This is a genomic window from Klebsiella sp. DY2415, assembly GCF_026314315.1.
Lineage (GTDB): Bacteria > Pseudomonadota > Gammaproteobacteria > Enterobacterales > Enterobacteriaceae > Klebsiella > Klebsiella ornithinolytica.
In genome coordinates this window covers 2,653,397-2,670,109 of sequence record NZ_CP111115.1, presented here as the reverse complement: position 1 = coordinate 2,670,109, position 16,713 = coordinate 2,653,397, and the positions used below count along the sequence as shown (strand labels likewise).

The window sequence follows — 16,713 nt, the reverse complement described above, 5'->3', positions numbered from 1 at the left end:
CCACACTCCATCTCAGGTTTTCACCCGGAGATAGACATGATGAACAGCACTAATCAGGTTAAACAATTACGTCTACAGCGCGCCTGGTCCCAGGAGCAGCTGGCAGAACTTGCCGGCCTCAGCGTGCGGACAATTCAGCGCATTGAAAACGGCGACCGCCCAGGGCTGGAAACGCTGAGCGCCCTTGCCGCCGTCTTTGAAGTTAACGTTGCCGATATCACCGGTGACTCCCCGGCGGGGCACGAAGAGTCTCTCGATTTACGCATCGAAGAGGCAAAAGCGCGCGTGCATCAGGAAAGCCGCTTTTTCCGCTCACTGTCGACCGCCGTGGTGGTATGCGTGTTGCTGGTTTTACTTAACCGGTTTACCAACCCGGAGAACAACTGGTCTGCCTGGGTCGCCGGGATCTGGGGGGCGTTGCTGCTGGTGAGAGGCATGCGATTGTTTGTTTTCGGCGGATGGATCCGCAGCTGGCGTCAGACGCGGCTGCAGCGACTGCTGCGCAAATAGCTATTTTACCTTGCAACCATTCCCCGCTTGCCTGGACGCTGAGCGGGTCTACAGATTGCAGGCGGGCCCCGGCTAGTCACCTCGCAGAGATTTCACGCCTCTGGGTGATGACGCGCCAGCGATCTGGGATAGCTTCGCTCCGGGTGGCGTTTGCCGGTTTTCTTTTGCGACGGAGGCTTTTGCCGATGGGCGAGATTTACCATCCGGAATTACCGCAATGGGAGCAATATTGCCGACTGTCAGCGTCGGTTTTACTGCCATGATCCGATCTACGTAGCTGGTCTGCGCCTGACCTTCAGGGAGAAACCCACGGCGGAAGTTGCCGCTGTAGTAGCAGGAAAAAGCCGCCAGCTCCGCCTGTTGCGGTGAAAACTTGACCGAAGCGCGCCGCAAGCATTCATTAAAAATACCCGCAGCGGCGCGGGCGTTATGACAAGGATCGAAGACGGTCTCATAATCCAGTCCGTATTTGTCGAGGTTGTGCCGGTTCACCTGGCCCAGCCCCAGCGAAAAATTCCAGCCTGCCTGTTCCAGATATTGCGCGGTGGCGATAGCCTCTTCCTTGTGGCGTGGCTGACGCGCCAGCCGTCCGCCTACCACGCCAATGGCGTATGGATTAAACGACGACTCCACTTTCATTAAACGTTCCAGCACCTGGGGAGCGACCTCTGGCGCGCACTGATTAGCCAAAACAGCCAAATCCAACACTCTGACCTCCTGTCGCGCGGGTGGTTATTCCGGCTCATTTTTATTGATAAATTTCACCGAGGATTTTTTAGCAATCCCCGTCAGGACGTTAATAATGTCCTGGTAGTTGGTGGCAAGGAACACGTTGTCTCCTGCGCAGTAATTGCGCCAGAGGTCGAGAGCGTTGGTCGTTTCTGAACTATTGACCGTAAAAATAAAGAAAATATCCGCCAGTTGCGTAGGCGTTCCCTCAGGATAGCGCAGTAACCCCTCTCTGATGCGGCTACACAAACTATACTGATCAAATAATTTTTTGCTCAAAGCGCCGCCATCAATATCAATACCATCTGATATGATAATTATTGCTTTTCTTGGGTTATTTCCTTTGGCGATAACGGGAAGCGCGCGCAGTAATCCTGAAGTGACATAGGTTGTGCCATCAGTGACATTCATCTCTCTGAATTTATCGATTATTTGACGGTCATGAGTTAACTCAATAAGATAAGAGGCTGGTTTAGCCGTCTTACTCCTCAGCATATTGCTTGCAGTGGTAGCGTTAATAGCACCAAAGGTCGAATAGCAGTCATATAAAAATGGTCTATCATTAATATTATTAACCATGTATTTGAAAGTGGTAATGGAGGCATCGGTAAACATATAATCACCCGTAACTAAGCCGGGGAAATCCATCGTTACTGTATTAAATATCGTGCGCTGAGAGTAAGCGTAGTACATAAGTTCATGTGCTGCCACACGGCCTTCCTGAAACTCCGGGTAATTCTTAAACAGGCTAGCCCGAGGATCGGCATCGCAGCTATATTGTGCTTTACCAACCGCAGAACCAAATTGCGCATTTTTCACACACCAGCCTTTATTAATCATATCATTGATGCTGTATCCTGTTGCTGGACGTACAACATTATTATACCAGTTATATAATAACTGATCGTACTGATAGGACTGAGTTATTTCTGTCGGAGTTGCTAAAGAGGTATTAAAGCGTATTTTATTATACCAAAAGTCCAGATCTACCTTCGCATATTTTTTCTGGAACTTACCAACATATGAACAACCAAAATTATTTCCTCCAGCAACATTTTCTCCGGGAAGAATAACTGATACACCTGCAGTAAATGGAATAATTCCTACGGTATTAGTCACAGAATCATCATTTAAAACCTCGCCAATAAACTCCGTGACGACTTTACGTAACAACTCGATCCTGGTCAGGCCTGGCTCTGATGACGATTTTAGCATCGAACCTGAAAAATCCAGCACAAGAGCATAGTCCGTCGGGTATTTTATCTCTTCGATTGTACGTCTGACCACTCCCGCGCCGCTGTCGGCGCGAATATCTACTGCAGAGTCAAAACCGACCTCTTGCTGCGCGCCAATGAGCGGCCGCATGCTGGCCTTTCCGCTGGCGGTATAGTCCACGGAGTCAAGTTTACCTGTTTTCGTTGTGCTGTAGTTCACATCGACCGAAACGGCCAGATCGCTTTTCGCGATCCTCGCATCCGGCACATAGTAGGAAAGGTAGTGATGTAACAGCGTAATATTCTCCGCCTCATCCGCGGCAGTGGTATTGCGGTTATCGATCATCGCCACCGCCAGCACGCCCTGATTGAGGCCATCTGCCAGCCTGGCGCGACTGCTTTGTAGATTAGCGCCATCATATGCCACCGAATAGAACATCATTAACAGCGGAAACATAATGGCAAACATGACGGTTATCGCGCCATATTCCTGACGCAAAAGACGAACGATAAACCGCAAAAATCGGCTTCGCATAATTTTCACCTCGCCCATAAGGAACGGTATTAACGCGGGATCACCGCATTGCTGATGGCAATATCGCCGATCTCTATTCCGACGCTATTCAGGGTGCGTTTAAACAAGCTCTCGCCACCCGGCAAGCACATCGTCACCTGATAAACCGGTAGCCAGCGCCCTTTCGTATCCCACGGCGACAGATCCGCAATTTGCGAACTGGTTATGCCAGGTCGGCTATGGCAGTCCCCGGAACCCCGGGCGATGGACTGGGTATTAAGCAGGTGTCTTTGCGCTTTGCTGCCGCTGGACTGAAAAAAGGCGGCCTCCACCACCAGCTGATAGCGGCTGCCTGCCAGCCGACTCTCCTCCAGTAAAACACCGGCCAGTTCGTAGAGATCGCTGACGTCCTGCTGGCTTAGCTCCTCTTTTTCGCCATAGAAGACGGATCTTTCTCGCACCACGCTGGCCAACGAATAAGTTACTCGCGCGAGGTAGCTTTTATTCAGAAAAACGGCGCTGAAATCCACCAGCAGCGCGCACAGCACAAAAAAGACAACGAAGTACAGGCCGGCCTCAATCGTGACTGACCCTCGTTCATCGCATAGAGAGCGTTTTATCTCGCCCATCGGGTTATTCATCATTTTCTGCCTCACGCTGAAATTCCTGTACCAGTAAAATCCTGCGACTCAGTTCACGGATGACGCTTTGCGATGGAAAGAAAAAAAATAGTGGCTGATAATCAGTGGTCACTTTATAAAATGCCAACGGTTTATTACGCGCATCCATAGTGGTGCAAGTGTGGTTAATCACCGCGGAAATACTGTCACACCAGCTAACCGAAAGTTCGACATGTATTTCACGGGAGATGAGCGGCCAGTCGGCCATGCGTTTATTGATTTCGGCGTTGAAATATTGCTGATAATTGTCTGGCGCTCTGGTGATCGCCGCTATATGCCCCGACTCGGCGATAATCAGATCGAGCGCCGAGGAAATAAAGACCACCCGGCACATCTCGGCAATAAAAAGTATCGAAATAATAAAAGGAATAAACACCATGGAAAATTCCATAGCAGCAACGCCATGTTCAGCGCTTAAATAATGACGCAGACCGTTTTTTACCTTTTTAAACATACATTCACCAATGGTTATACCCACAGCTGTAGCCAGTACCCGCAGCTGATGGCCAGCGCATATGGCACCGTCGCGCGTTCCTCGCGGGCGAAGAAATAAAAATAGAGCAGGCTGACAATGGCGACGGGAATACCCGCGATGGCCGTCAGCAGCAAAAAATTGCCGGTCTCCGGTACTGACAACGCCACCGCCAGCGCACACACCAGCTTAATATCCCCGGCGCCCATCAACTTCGCCATCGCGGCGATAAATCCCAGCGCCAGCAGTATGCCGGGGAGAATGAACGCCGGATAAGGCATATGCGTAAATCCTGCGAGACAGGAGAGCAGCAGTATCAGCAGCGTGGCGCGGTTAGGTATCCGCCGCCAGAGTATATCCACATAGCAAATATAGATAAGAACTCCACTAATACCGGCAGTCAATAGCCATGCGATACTCACAATAATCCCTTATTCTCCATGCATCATAAAAATTCGATATTAAAAAGAACCATTTTTATTCAGGTGAGAGATTCTCTGGTTGCGTCAGTTCATTATTTTCAGGGGCTGGCATCGTATATGCCTGGAGCCAGGAATAATAGCTGGTCACACTCTCGATGATTCTGCTGTCGCGATCGTAAAGCACCGGCGCCAGCGCAATGGCATCGCTAAGCATATCGGCGGCCGTTAATTCAACGGCCTGCAGCAGCAGAAGCGAGAAAATATCTTCCGGGATCGGTATCTCTTTCTGCAAATGACTACACAGCGAATGTAGCCATTGGTGATACCACTTCAGACGCTGCTGAATTAACTCCGATCTGTTATCCAGGACCGGCGATACGGAAATAAAACCACAGCTCATGTCTGCCGAGCATAATCTGACGGCAAAGGACATCGTTAACGGATCATTCATAATGATATTCCTGTAGCGGCGGCAGATCCGGCTGCGCATGGCAGATCTCAGCAATGGCCGCCGCCAACTGGCGCAGCAGCCAGAACAGTTGCCCGAGGGGCTCCTGTGCGGAAGCCACGACGGTCAGACATAACGAAAAACGCTGCGTAGCGACCTGCCAGAGCAGGATATTGTCCCTCTCGCCCTCGACGGTGATGGCTTTCTGCTCTCCGGCCGCGATTTCATTTAGCATCGCAGCGCCAATCCCCAGCAGAGAGCTGGTCATCGCCGCGATTTTATGTAAACGCCCAGGGTCCTCTTCTTTGAGAACGGCCGCAACCTCATAACCATCGGCGGTCGCCACCAGCAGCTCCCCCATCACAGGATAATTCTGGGCAAACTCCAGCAGCAGTTGCTGAATCTGCTGGCTGAGTTCAGTAGACAGGGTACCGGCATCTTCAATCGCAAACGGAAGTATGCTTGTCATCAGGAATAAACCTCTTCATTTCTGGCACGCTCAAGCTGGCAAAACAGCACCTTCAGCAGAAATAAGACCCTTTCCGGGCTGCGTGCATCCAGCGTCGCGACGGGAAGAGTTAGCCCCTCCTCCCGCAGCAAGCGCTGGTATTGTTCAAGATCAGGTAAGGGGGACAAATCACACTTAACGATACCCAGCAGCACGATTGCATTTCCCGCCAACGGGCCGGTTTTCAGCGCCCGCAACCAGCTACGAGTCTCTGCCAGCGGGTCTGGACGGTGATTATCAGCCAGCAGTAGAATACCGACGCTGCCGCGTTCCAGGATATCGCGCATAAACGTGAAGCGCTCCTGCCCCGGAGTACCGTAAAGCCGCATCCGGTTTTGCCCGCCAGGAATAGTCAACTCGCCATAGTCAAAACCGACGGTGGTGGTTTCTTTCTCTGCGTCGACGCGGTCCGATGCCAGCACGTCCGTTGACACGACGTTGATTTCACTGACGCTACGGATAGCCGTGGTCTTACCCGAGCCGCTGCGTCCTACCAGGATCACCTTATAGTCTTTCATCATCCCGAACCTTATGTCCTCCGCCCGCGTTACGCGGGCGAGGTTACTTATAAAATGACGATGGCCTCTTCGACGTCCGTCACTTTGCGTCTGGCCAGCGCCAGATTTCCATTGCGGCGATCGAGAATGGTATACACGAATACCCCATCCACAGCCCTCACCGGTCGGAGTATGTGGTACTGTTTGCCCTGCGTAATCAGGATGTCTTCTACTTCATCCCCGGTCGCCATTAATTTCAGCATCTTGATATTGGCGCGCAGCACGTCAGTAATGGCCGCGGCGGCAATTTCGATATCCAGACCGGCGGAGCCCACACCGTGTAACAGCATGCCATTACGCGCATCGACCAACGCCGCCCCCAGGGCGCCATCAAGGTTTACCAGTCCATCCAGTAATTTTTCCATTTCAGCCATTATTTTCTCCTGTGATTTCATTTTGTTATAATTAATCAGTGACCTTTAAGTCATGAAGAACTTCTTTTACATTTGCCAGTAAGATATTGTCGATAGAAAGCCCTTCGACCTTCAGTTTTAATATCTGGCACCATGGCTTCATGCCCGGTGTATAGCAGCTGACAACTGCATGAACCTCTGAGGTCAAACAGAGTTCTTCATTAATAGTCGCATGTAGCGTGTATTTATCGCCGACGCGGAAACGTTCGGTTCCTGGCAACGCAAACTCGTGAATAACAATCGGCGAATATTCCCGCAGCGCGGCAATCTCAGCATGTGATTTTTCCCAGTTCAGCACAGCAGGAATAATACTTTCCGTCGTTTCCCAGGGGCGGGACAATGACATATCCGGCCTGCTGCGATAGCCGCGTAATACGCCATCCGCGCCGATCATCAGATGCGTAACTCCCGCCGGCACCTGCACCAGCAGATCGTTGTATTCATAAATTTTCATAATGTTTATTTCCGTATAAAAATAGACCCGGCGGTTCAGCCATAATAAATATCAAACACAAGTCTCTCTCCTGGCGCCTTATCCGAAGCAAGGCGAAACACTTTCGCTTTTGCCAGTGAACGGGTAAATTCAAACTCAATTAAAACAGCATCCGCCTGATGCTGATAAAACGTCAATTTATTGATATCAGGGTGTTCCCTGGTAATATCCTCAGCCGCTCGCAGCAATGCATGCCCTAGTCTGACATTCTGTAATTCAAAAATACGCTTATTTTTATCCGTACCAGGTAGTTCACGGAAATTAATCGCATGCCGCGATTCCAGTATCATGCGGAAATAACCGGGATGGCGCCCGGAGCGAACCGCAGAGATATCTTTCAGACTACTGGTTAATGACAGAGAAGCTTTTTCCGGTAGCCCTGCCGGCTTCGCCGTCTGCTGATTATCCAGGAACCGGGCGAGCTCATCCTGAGTGGCAACCGGGGTACGTCCAGCGGCCGCCGTTCTGACCAGCAGGGGCCCGCCGCCAGCCTGCTCCCCGATTTCACCGCGGGCGCTGCGCTTTCCGCTATCGATACCGGAGCCGCAGCCGATAATGTTGCAGACGGCGCGCGCGGGCGCGGATTCACTTTCGCCAGCGCTTCCATCAACCCGTCGCTACGGTCGGCCATCTTTTCCTGCTGCAGGATGCTTTCCGCAGCGTTAAAGTCCTGGAGCTTCACCAGCACGTAGACGAGGTTATGCAGCACTTTCTGGCTCGCATGCCCCCGGCCATAGAGAGAAAAAAGATAGTCTCTGGCGGTGGCGTAATCGTTTTGCATAATGGCCAGCATCGCCAGGTTATTAATTACGATATCGTCATCAACAAAGCGCTGCCTCGCGCTATTAAACGCGCGGGTCGCCCCGGGAAAATCGCCATCTTGCGCCAGCAGGATCCCCTGTATATTCCAGGCCTCACCACTTTTGGGGTTCTGTCTGAGCACACCGGAAATCGCCGCCTGCGCTTCTCTATAATCCCCGAACTCCATCAAGTTTTTACTTGCCAGTAATAATGCCCGTTCATCGGGATTGTTGGCGATGAGCGGCTGTAGATACTGGCGGGAAGAGTCAAAATCCTCCGCCAGATAATAGTATTCCGCCAGCTGGTAGCGGGTATCCTTATCCTCTTTACGGCTGAGTTTTTCACGGTAGAGCTTGATCAAGCCGTTATAGTTATTGACCTTACTGAGAATATATTCACGCTGACTATCATCGAGTTCACTGCCGCTGCCAGTTTGGCTCTGGCACCCACACAAAACGAAGAGCGCCAGAAGCGACGTAAGAGAGATTATTTTTCCCACACCGACACCATCCCTATAAAACCCGGCCCTGCAACGATAACCAACAGCGGAAACATAATGAAGGCGATCATCGGCAACGTCATTTTTGCTGAAAGACTGGCCACCTTCTCTTCGGTATTCAGCAGCTGCAGTTCGCGCATCTCTTTAGAAAGATCGATCAACACCTGATATATCGATGAGCCATATTTAATACTCTGCTGTAAGGTCGAACATAGCATCCTGACTTCCGTGCCTGGAACTTCTTCATAGAGTTGTTCCAGCGCAGCATTAATACCGTTGACCTCTGTTTTGAGCATCGCCCTGTCGAACAGCGTGGCGATATTGGGATTAATGGCATAGGTATTGTCGGCGATATAACGCAAAGCTTTTTCAATGGTCATCCCGGATTGCACGCAAACTGCCAGCATATCGATAACGAATGGCAGGTCGTCAGAAATCCTTTTCATATGTTTTTTAATGACCATTTCTTTTACCAGATTTGGTAGCAGAATCACCACCACCACGCAGGCTATTACGCAAAGAAATAACATTTCATGAGAAAATGTATAAATCCCGGCAGCATTCACTAATACCAGCAGTAGCGTCGCGATGAATACGACTAACGTTTTAGCGACAATATTTTTATCCAACATCGCGGTCCACGAGACCAGGCGACTGGTTTTCCTCATTATCCGCTCAAACGGCGTCGTATTATCCTGTGGGATAAAAGCGTACTGGTTGCTACTCTGCTCCAGCAGATGATAAATACGCTGCCGACGCTGCCTCAATAACCAGATCCGGGCTAGCCCCCCAGTGCCTAATACCAGCAGAGCTAGCGCAATAATATAAAACATAAGCCACCTATACTTTATTCATCATCATCCAGACAATCAGCAGCCCCAGCAGAATGCTGCAAATAGCGTAATAGAGCATCATCTGGCCCGTTGGATGGTGCAGTAAAATGTCGAAATTAGCCGGCGACTGAAACTTCAGAAAGAAGAAGAAAAAAATGGGGATAGCTGTCAAAATCTTAATCGACATGCGGACTTCCGAAGTCATGGCGTATTTTTTCTTCTCCAGCACCCGGGCGTTGGAGATCAGCGTCCCCAGACGCGACATCACCTCTTTGACCTGACCCCCACCTTTCATGTTGAGCTGTACGGTAATAATGAAAAAGTAGTATTCGCTAAACGGCAGACGTCGCCACGAGGCCATAAATACGCTTTCCGCATCTTCACCAATTTCCAGGCGCTGCGATATCTGTCTGAATTCCTCGCCCAGCACACCATCAATCTTTTGCCCGCACTGCTCAATCCCCTGAATAACAGAGTTACCGGCGCGGATGGAGCTATTAATGATATTCAACGCTTCCGCGAATTGAGCATCAAATTCCAGACGCATCTTTTTCTTGCTGCTGAGATAGAGGCCGTACAGAGTCAGCACAAATAATACGGGATGGATAATGATCGGGCTCAGGTTCAGGTAATTGCGGTTAACGTAGAGGCTTACGGCCTGTACCAGCAGCAGGATCAGCCCGTGGCGTAAGGCGGTACTGCGCTGCTTGCCCAGTAAATGTAGACGCATATCATCCATCAAGCGTGATAACCACCCGCCCAACGGATTACGCAGCAGTCGCCTCGTCAGTTCCACCCGGTTACGGGCGGCTTCCGCCTGCTGTAAACGCTGCATGCGCTTCTGCTGGCGATACCACAGCCCCAGCTGAATACAGCCTGCCAGCAGCAGAAAGCTAAAAATGATCATCATCATGGCATCCGGTTCCCAAACAGTTGTTTTAAAGGTTCAAGCAGGCCGTGAACCAGCGCCTGACGGTACACAGCCGAACGCTGAAGCAGCCCAAAACAGGTAAACGTCCCCTGAATTTTCCCGTACTCATTGCGATCCGCTTCTGCGCCGAAGCTGAAGATGTCCTGTAGGATAATGTTGTCTCCTTCCATACCCATCACCTCGGCAATGTTGATCACCTTGCGCGAGCCGTCCGGCAGGCGCGACACCTGAACAATAATGTTTACCGCCGAGGCGATATTTCGGCGTATGGCCGCCAACGGCAACGAAGCGCTGGACATCATGATCATGCTCTCCAGCCGCGCCAGCGCGTCGCGCGGTGAGTTGGCATGCAGAGTCGACATAGAACCATCATGGCCGGTGTTCATGGCCTGCAGCATCTCAAAAGCCTCCTCACCACGACACTCGCCGACGATGATCCTGTCTGGACGCATACGCAGCGCGTTGACCACCAGATGGCGCATATTCACCACCCCCTGGTTTTCCGATCCGGCCATTCGCGTTTCCAGGCGAACCACGTGCGGTTGCTGTAGCCGCAGTTCGGCAGCATCTTCCAGGGTAAGTACCCGCTCATCTTCATTGATGTATTGCGACATCGCATTAAGCAGCGTAGTTTTCCCGGACCCCGTCCCCCCGGAGACAATAATATTGATCCGACAGCGGCTGGCGATGACCAGAAAATTGGCCATCATTTCATTCATGCTGCCGTACTCCACCAGGTCGGCCAGCGATTTCTTGCCCTTACCAAACTTACGAATGGAGATCGACGCACCATCCAGAGCCACCGGTGAAATCACCACGTTCAGACGGCTGCCGTCCGGCATCCTCGCGTCTACCAGCGGCTGGGAATCATCGACCCGGCGCCCTACTCGCGAAACCAGCCGTCTGGCGATATCGGTGAGCTGAATGTCGTTGAGGAAGCGTTTATCGACCTGTTCAAGTTTGCCGAACCGCTCGACAAAAATGCGATCCGGTCCGTTCACCAAAATATCGCTGATAGTGTCGTCTTCCATTAATTCTCGTAACGGGCCGTAGCCAGTTATCTCATCGGTAACCAGCTCGCACAGATCGTGACCGGCGCGGGAGGATAAATATCTACCGCTACTATTCACCTGCCGCGTGATCACCTCACTGATTTCACGAAACAGCGCATCGCGGTCGTGACGCAATGCATCAACCCGTTCTAAATCAACGCTCTTAAGCACAAGCTCGCGAAAATAGAGCAGGGATTCAAAGCTCTCCGTATCCATTGCTTTCATCATCCTTAAAAGTTATGTTCCCACCGCGTGACGAAGTCCGCTTATCCGCTACGACTTACGGTCGGGACGTAATGAGAAAAACGATGGAAATAGTCTCCTCTTTGCTGCCTCTTGTTCAGATTTACCCAACAGGCTCTGTGCGGTAAAACGCCACAGCGGAGTCACCGACAACGGTTGGTTTTTCTTAACGTTCCACGGATTAATCACCGCCAGCGGGTAACCGAGATACTCCTCAATATCATCATTGCGCAGCTCATCGCCGTGCGCAGGGTGATTCTCATTGAGGCAGATGAAGACCCGCAGTTCTTTACCACCGCGCGACAGGTCAACGCGCTGCTTCTCATCCAGTAAATACTTAGCCACCCTCAGAGCGCTCAGATCGCGGTTAATCACAAGAATCAAGGTGCTGGATTGCGTAAAGACTGTCTCAAGATGCTCGTAGGGTTGGGCATAGACGCCGTGATCGAACATCACCAGATTGAACGCATTGAAGTGGCTATCGTCATAGGTCCAGGCCGCATCCAGGGGTTCTATGCGCGCGGACTGCTGAGGCCCCAGAGACGTAATCGCCCCGTCTCTGGGTAGACCACAGAAGGTCAATAAATCAAGATCCCGGCTACCGCTGGCGCCCTGCACCAGCAGCGAGGGGATAGAGGTCTGCATACCGATAGCCTGAAACAGCTGCCAGGCCACGGTCGTGGTACCCGCACCACCTTTGCAGCCCAGAAGGCTGATTTTCATCATACTGCGCGTCGCCTGGGCGCTGTCCGGTTGCTGGAGCTGCCCGGCCAGCTGTGCCAGCTGGGACTGAATATGCAGATAGCAAACGCCGGCGCTCATCAGTGCCTGGGCGAAAGCGATCGAGTCATTGCGGCCGAGAAAGACCTGACGCGCGCTGGCAGGAATCAGCAGTGTGGCCGTTTCACAGATCAACGTAACATCATTGCAGCTGCCGATATCAATAATCACCGTCGCAGCGCCGCGCAAGATGCTGTCATCCAGCAAGGCAAAAAAATCAAGAGGATGACCAATAACGTTATTAAAGTTATTAATTAATAACAAACTGCTAATATCAGAAAGCATCTCTTTATCAGGGGAGATAATGATTATCGACTGCGGCCCTCCCTTTTTCGCCTTGTGCGCGACTTCCGGCTCGCTTTTCTTTTTAGAATCCGAAAACAACTTCATCTTTCACTCCAGAAATATGTCAATGATGCGATGTCGTTAGCGGGCAAAGCCGCCCTGTTCAAGAAAGCGTCCGGCATCACTATTTAAACGCTCTTCGCGCATTTTCTGGTCAACGCCGACGTTGAAGAACAGCTTCTCAACCGAGCTGCGGCGAAAGGATGGAAGCGACATATTGCGGGCCGCCGCTTCTGACTGCGGTTTCACCAGATTCACCGTGGCAAACACCACCAGTTCGCTTTTGCTTCTTTCGGTCATCGAGCTACGGGCTAATGCTCCCAGCACCGGAATATCGCCAATAAACGGTACTTTGGTGAGCGACTCCTTGTCCGCTTCGCTTAATAAGCCGCCGATAACAAAGCTGTCGCCATCCGCCAGCTCGATGGTTGAGCTGGAACGGCGGGTACGCATGGTTGGGATCTGGTAGTCGTTATAGGCATACGAACCGGTGACGCTGCTTAATTCGTTGGAGACAAACAAACGTATCTTCTGGCGTTTTTCCACCTTAGCGGTGATATTCAGGCGAATGCCGTACTCTTTATACTGCACGGTGACCGAGTCCTGATCCTTCACCATAATCGGAATTTCTCCGCCCACCAGAAAGCTGGCTGACTCTCCGGAAAGTACGGTGAGATTAGGCTGAGCCAGCACCCGGGCAATAGAGTCATTTTTTACCGCGTTGATCAGGGTGCTGATATTTCCGACATCAAACCCGCGGCGAAACCCCAGCAGATTAAAGACCCCAGGACTGTTGGTGGTCATGCCGCCATTTCCGCCGCCGTTGATAATGCTATCCAGCGTCAGGCTGCTCCACTCGATACCCAGGTTATCGGTAAACTCTTTGCTTACCTCCACCACGGTCAGTTTAACGTTGACCTGGTTTGAGGACGGGAGTTGTAAGCGGTTAATGACATTGTTGTAGACTTTGGCAATCGCAAAACGGGTGTTTTCACTGCTGGCGTTGCTGCCGTTACTTTTTCCGCCGCCATCGCCGGAACCCACCAGGCTGCCAACCAGCTGATAAACCCCGTCGCGGGTCTCTTCATCAGGCACCGTGCCACTCAGGATCCACGTGGCTTTGTCGGCATTCTGGAAGCGTTTCACCTCCACCGTACTGCCGGGGTATTCACGCGCCACGCGCTGGCGAATGTCGCTCAGAAAAGGGTCGACATCCACGCTGAGATTCATCAGGATCTTCGCCTGCGGACCATAGACCACCAGCTCAGTACTGCCCAGCTTGCGGGCATACAGCACGATATTTTTATCGTTGACGATTTTGTAATCGGCAACGGCCGGGTCTGACACAAACACCGTATTAACGGCGCTAGCGAAGCGCAGCGTTTTCGATTGCCCGGGTTTGAGATTGACGACCTCCGCCCTGGCCCCCAGAGAAAACACGCAAAAAATCAGCAGCACAAACAGCCTTTTAATGCAGAACAAACGTTGAGTCATTTTTTAAAATATCCCTGTATCCGGGGTTCCATGGTGTTATAAGCCACCCGACGTCAGGCGGCGATTTAGCCTCGAAGCTCGTTAATTTCTGAGGTGAGCTTTGCTGGAACGGGAGGTAGATTAAAAATCACGTCGTCGCTGACCGGCCATGCCGCCTCTGGCGAGGGCAGCGCAATGGTCGATTTCCCCTCCGGAGTGGTGGTGGCCGGAAACAGAAGAATATTCGCCAGCTCGCCGCCCAGCCCCTTCAGCATCTTGACCTCGTGGTCCTGCAGCTCCACCACTAGCTGGCTGCCCTTTTCCACCACGTTGACACCGTTATTGACAACCGTTTTTGCCGGGCGAATCGCCAGCACCCGCTTATTGCCCATCAGCGGTTTCAGGCGGTTATAAAGCTGATTTTTCTCGCGGGACTGTTCGGCCCCGACTTCCAGCGTATCTTCATGTTTGGGATATATCCGACGATAGGAGAGATAAATATCCACGCCCTGCCCGGCTTTGATGTTATTTAATAAATAGTTGTCTGACTTGTTTAGCTCAAAGGTATAGAGAATATTTCCCGGTCGTAAAAACAGGGTCAGGTATTCATCGCTGCCCGGCGCCACCATTAAACCCGGCAAAATCCATGAATTCGCCGGCACCGCGCTTTTTAACGCCCAGTTATCCAGGTTTTTACCGACAAGATTAAACTGCGTATCGGTACTGCCGACATCAACCGTAACGGTTTTAATCTGAAAGTCCCCGGCCCGTAGTATCGTTCTGGCGTCTAAATCACGGGTGGCTACCACCACGCTTATCGTCTGCTGCGGTTTTTTTTCTGGCTGACTGGCCTGCAAAGGAGCAGCCGTGCGGGATTGATTAAAATAGAAAAACAGCCCCAGAATACCGACAACGATCATCACCACATAAACAAGCAGACCGCCTCTTTTCATATTCATTGTTTTCCACTTTGCGTTGACAGTATCCATGTATCTGAAATTCATCAATACGGGCATTGCGTCCTGCTATGCCCGTATTAAAACCACTAATGAACTTGCAAAGGCTTATGGCGTCATAGAGGCATCGACCTTATCTTTGACACTAGTAAAGATATCGGACAACATCGTCTGCACGGTTCCGCCCGAACCAAAGATAACGGCGACAACAGCGGCCAAGCCAGCGATGACAATCGCATACTCAACGGCGGTGACGCCTTTTTCATTGTTTTTAAAATCATAAATGCATCCAGCAACACAGGTATAGGCAGCCAGATATTTATCATAAACACGGTTTAGCATTACCAGTTTCCTTATTAACCATCATTCAATATTTAAATTTATATGTCACCCAAAATATATTCATAAAAAGAATCTATCTTTTCAGTATTGATATTTTCCGGGCAGTAGAAGAATAGCCTGATAATTCTGCAGCCAGCTAATATTTATAATCGATCGATTTCAATCCAATTAATAGTCAAAAGCTATCATTTAACATATAACGATCGTTTTTACCGATCATTTGTAGAAAAAACAGCCTCAGAAAAATGGACTAATTGCTTATAAATCAGGAATTATGCGACGGTATTTCTTACCGTAATGGGGCAGCAGGCAGAGTTTATTTTTAGCAGATGATTTCATAATAAAAAAACAACTCAACAACCATTACATTCGATAAAAATCAACATTTAGTATTAAGCTCTGGTTTCGTCATTAAATTCGCAAATTAAACAGTTCCTGAGCAAATTAAGAAGTGTTTTATCTCTTACAATATATGGCGAATATCGATATCGGAAACACATATAAATAACAAATAATTAAAACAAGAAAAGCGTCTGAATTTATACAAAACAATTAGCGTCCAGAACCAGGCAATTAACCACATACGCTGAGCAATAGCAGCGCCGTCATCAACGGAGCCATCATATAGATAGCGAATAGATAAACAGACTTAACGGCTGGGAATGAAATATGCTGGATTTTATTCTTATTGCAGAATAAAAGGCGAACAGACGTCTGTTCGTATGGGACGGGACCTGTTAACGGTAAACAGGCCTTGCCTCAAGGCGGCAAAGCCCTTAAAAAAGTCCGCGTGTTAAATCGTCACCATGCCGCGCACCCCTTCCGCTTCCATCGCCGCGCCGTTCCCCTGTTGAATAATCGTTCCCCGCGACATCACCAGATAGCGATCGGCCAGCGCCGCGGCAAAGTCATAAAACTGCTCGACCAGCAGAATGGCCATATCGCCACGGTTCGCCAGCTGGCGGATCACTTCGCCAATCTCTTTGATGACCGACGGCTGAATACCTTCCGTCGGCTCATCCAGAATCAGCAATTGCGGCCGGCTGGCCAGCGCGCGACCGATAGCCAGCTGCTGCTGCTGACCGCCGGAGAGATCGCCGCCGCGCCGCTGTTTCATGGTTTTCAGCACCGGAAACAGCTGATAAATCTCCTCCGGTACCTGCCCGGCCTCGCTGGCCGGAAACCGCGACAGCCCCATCAGCAGATTCTCTTCAACCGTCAGGCGAGGAAATATTTCACGACCCTGCGGCACATAGGCAATACCGGCCTGCACCCGCTGGTGCGGTTTACGCTGGGTGATGATTTTCTCCTGCCAGATGACTTCACCGCTGCGCGCCGGGATCAGCCCCATCAGGCACTTCAGTAAGGTGGTTTTACCCACGCCATTGCGCCCCAACAGACAGGTGACCTCGCCTTGCCGGGCCTCAAAATCGACCCCGCGCAGAATGTGGCTGCCGCCATAGTATTGATGTAACTGATTAACCTGTAACATTCGCTC

The 16,713-nt window shown here is 50.9% G+C and carries 21 protein-coding genes; 1 reads left to right on the top strand and 20 read right to left on the bottom strand.

Annotation, left to right across the window (positions count from 1 at the left end; all coding sequences use genetic code 11):
• Positions 1–39: 39 nt before the first annotated feature.
• Positions 40–510, top strand: coding sequence for a helix-turn-helix domain-containing protein (locus OQV00_RS12605; protein ID WP_048023699.1), 471 nt, complete (start codon positions 40–42; stop codon positions 508–510).
• A gap of 72 nt (positions 511–582) precedes the next feature.
• On the opposite strand, the gene OQV00_RS12600 is transcribed toward OQV00_RS12605, so the two are convergent.
• The 20 genes from OQV00_RS12600 to urtE all read right to left on the bottom strand — a co-directional run bounded on the left by OQV00_RS12600 (position 583) and on the right by urtE (position 16,707).
• Positions 583–1,218, bottom strand: coding sequence for a lytic transglycosylase domain-containing protein (locus tag OQV00_RS12600; protein ID WP_004862278.1), 636 nt, complete (start codon positions 1,216–1,218; stop codon positions 583–585).
• A gap of 24 nt (positions 1,219–1,242) precedes the next feature.
• On the bottom strand, positions 1,243–2,988 hold the full coding sequence (locus OQV00_RS12595) for a TadE/TadG family type IV pilus assembly protein (protein ID WP_180862633.1): 1,746 nt from the start codon (positions 2,986–2,988) through the stop codon (positions 1,243–1,245).
• Positions 2,989–3,017: 29 nt separating this feature from the next.
• Positions 3,018–3,623: a tight adherence pilus pseudopilin TadF gene (gene tadF / locus OQV00_RS12590; protein WP_125041299.1), complete on the bottom strand. Its 606-nt coding sequence runs from the start codon at positions 3,621–3,623 to the stop codon at positions 3,018–3,020.
• Positions 3,601–4,101, bottom strand: a complete 501-nt coding sequence (locus OQV00_RS12585) for a TadE/TadG family type IV pilus assembly protein (RefSeq protein WP_032724239.1) — start codon at positions 4,099–4,101, stop codon at positions 3,601–3,603. Before OQV00_RS12585 ends, tadF begins: the two co-directional genes overlap by 23 nt.
• A 14-nt stretch (positions 4,102–4,115) precedes the next feature.
• Complete coding sequence (locus tag OQV00_RS12580) at positions 4,116–4,541, bottom strand: A24 family peptidase (RefSeq protein WP_195873967.1); 426 nt, start codon at positions 4,539–4,541, stop codon at positions 4,116–4,118.
• A 55-nt stretch (positions 4,542–4,596) separates the two neighbouring features.
• A complete protein-coding gene (locus OQV00_RS12575; protein ID WP_004862288.1) occupies positions 4,597–4,992 on the bottom strand; it encodes a hypothetical protein in 396 nt (131 codons plus the stop codon).
• Entirely contained in the window at positions 4,985–5,458 is a 474-nt protein-coding gene (locus OQV00_RS12570; RefSeq protein WP_128318907.1) for a roadblock/LC7 domain-containing protein, read from the bottom strand. Before OQV00_RS12570 ends, OQV00_RS12575 begins: the two co-directional genes overlap by 8 nt.
• A complete protein-coding gene (locus OQV00_RS12565; RefSeq protein ID WP_227499829.1) occupies positions 5,458–6,018 on the bottom strand; it encodes a GTP-binding protein in 561 nt (186 codons plus the stop codon). The genes OQV00_RS12570 and OQV00_RS12565 overlap by 1 nt, the downstream gene beginning before the upstream one ends.
• Positions 6,019–6,062: 44 nt before the next feature.
• Positions 6,063–6,428 (bottom strand): hypothetical protein, encoded by a 366-nt coding sequence (locus tag OQV00_RS12560; RefSeq protein ID WP_004862293.1) that lies wholly within the window; start codon positions 6,426–6,428, stop codon positions 6,063–6,065.
• Between the two features lie 31 nt (positions 6,429–6,459).
• Positions 6,460–6,921: a hypothetical protein gene (locus tag OQV00_RS12555; protein WP_032717493.1), complete on the bottom strand. Its 462-nt coding sequence runs from the start codon at positions 6,919–6,921 to the stop codon at positions 6,460–6,462.
• A 35-nt stretch (positions 6,922–6,956) separates the two neighbouring features.
• Positions 6,957–7,250, bottom strand: a complete 294-nt coding sequence (locus OQV00_RS12550) for a hypothetical protein (protein ID WP_266280520.1) — start codon at positions 7,248–7,250, stop codon at positions 6,957–6,959.
• 59 nt (positions 7,251–7,309) lie between these two features.
• Positions 7,310–8,260, bottom strand: coding sequence for a tetratricopeptide repeat protein (locus OQV00_RS12545; protein WP_266280518.1), 951 nt, complete (start codon positions 8,258–8,260; stop codon positions 7,310–7,312).
• Positions 8,248–9,093 (bottom strand): type II secretion system F family protein, encoded by an 846-nt coding sequence (locus tag OQV00_RS12540; protein ID WP_032717494.1) that lies wholly within the window; start codon positions 9,091–9,093, stop codon positions 8,248–8,250. Before OQV00_RS12540 ends, OQV00_RS12545 begins: the two co-directional genes overlap by 13 nt.
• Positions 9,094–9,100: 7 nt before the next feature.
• A complete protein-coding gene (locus OQV00_RS12535) occupies positions 9,101–10,006 on the bottom strand; it encodes a type II secretion system F family protein (RefSeq protein ID WP_004862304.1) in 906 nt (301 codons plus the stop codon).
• Complete coding sequence (locus OQV00_RS12530; protein ID WP_004862305.1) at positions 10,003–11,292, bottom strand: CpaF family protein; 1,290 nt, start codon at positions 11,290–11,292, stop codon at positions 10,003–10,005. The genes OQV00_RS12535 and OQV00_RS12530 overlap by 4 nt, the downstream gene beginning before the upstream one ends.
• 57 nt (positions 11,293–11,349) lie before the next feature.
• Positions 11,350–12,489, bottom strand: coding sequence for a hypothetical protein (locus OQV00_RS12525; protein ID WP_004862307.1), 1,140 nt, complete (start codon positions 12,487–12,489; stop codon positions 11,350–11,352).
• 36 nt (positions 12,490–12,525) lie between these two features.
• Positions 12,526–13,938: a type II and III secretion system protein family protein gene (locus OQV00_RS12520; RefSeq protein ID WP_071359435.1), complete on the bottom strand. Its 1,413-nt coding sequence runs from the start codon at positions 13,936–13,938 to the stop codon at positions 12,526–12,528.
• A 65-nt stretch (positions 13,939–14,003) separates the two neighbouring features.
• Positions 14,004–14,876 carry a CpaB family protein gene (locus OQV00_RS12515; RefSeq protein ID WP_032717495.1) on the bottom strand — a complete coding sequence of 291 codons (873 nt, stop codon included), beginning with the start codon at positions 14,874–14,876 and terminating at the stop codon, positions 14,004–14,006.
• 105 nt (positions 14,877–14,981) lie between these two features.
• Positions 14,982–15,215 (bottom strand): Flp family type IVb pilin, encoded by a 234-nt coding sequence (locus OQV00_RS12510; RefSeq protein ID WP_266280513.1) that lies wholly within the window; start codon positions 15,213–15,215, stop codon positions 14,982–14,984.
• Between the two features lie 793 nt (positions 15,216–16,008).
• The gene (gene urtE, locus OQV00_RS12505; protein WP_015584267.1) at positions 16,009–16,707 is read right to left on the bottom strand and encodes an urea ABC transporter ATP-binding subunit UrtE; all 699 of its coding nucleotides are present in this window, start codon (positions 16,705–16,707) and stop codon (positions 16,009–16,011) included.
• Between the last annotated feature and the right edge of the window lie 6 nt (positions 16,708–16,713).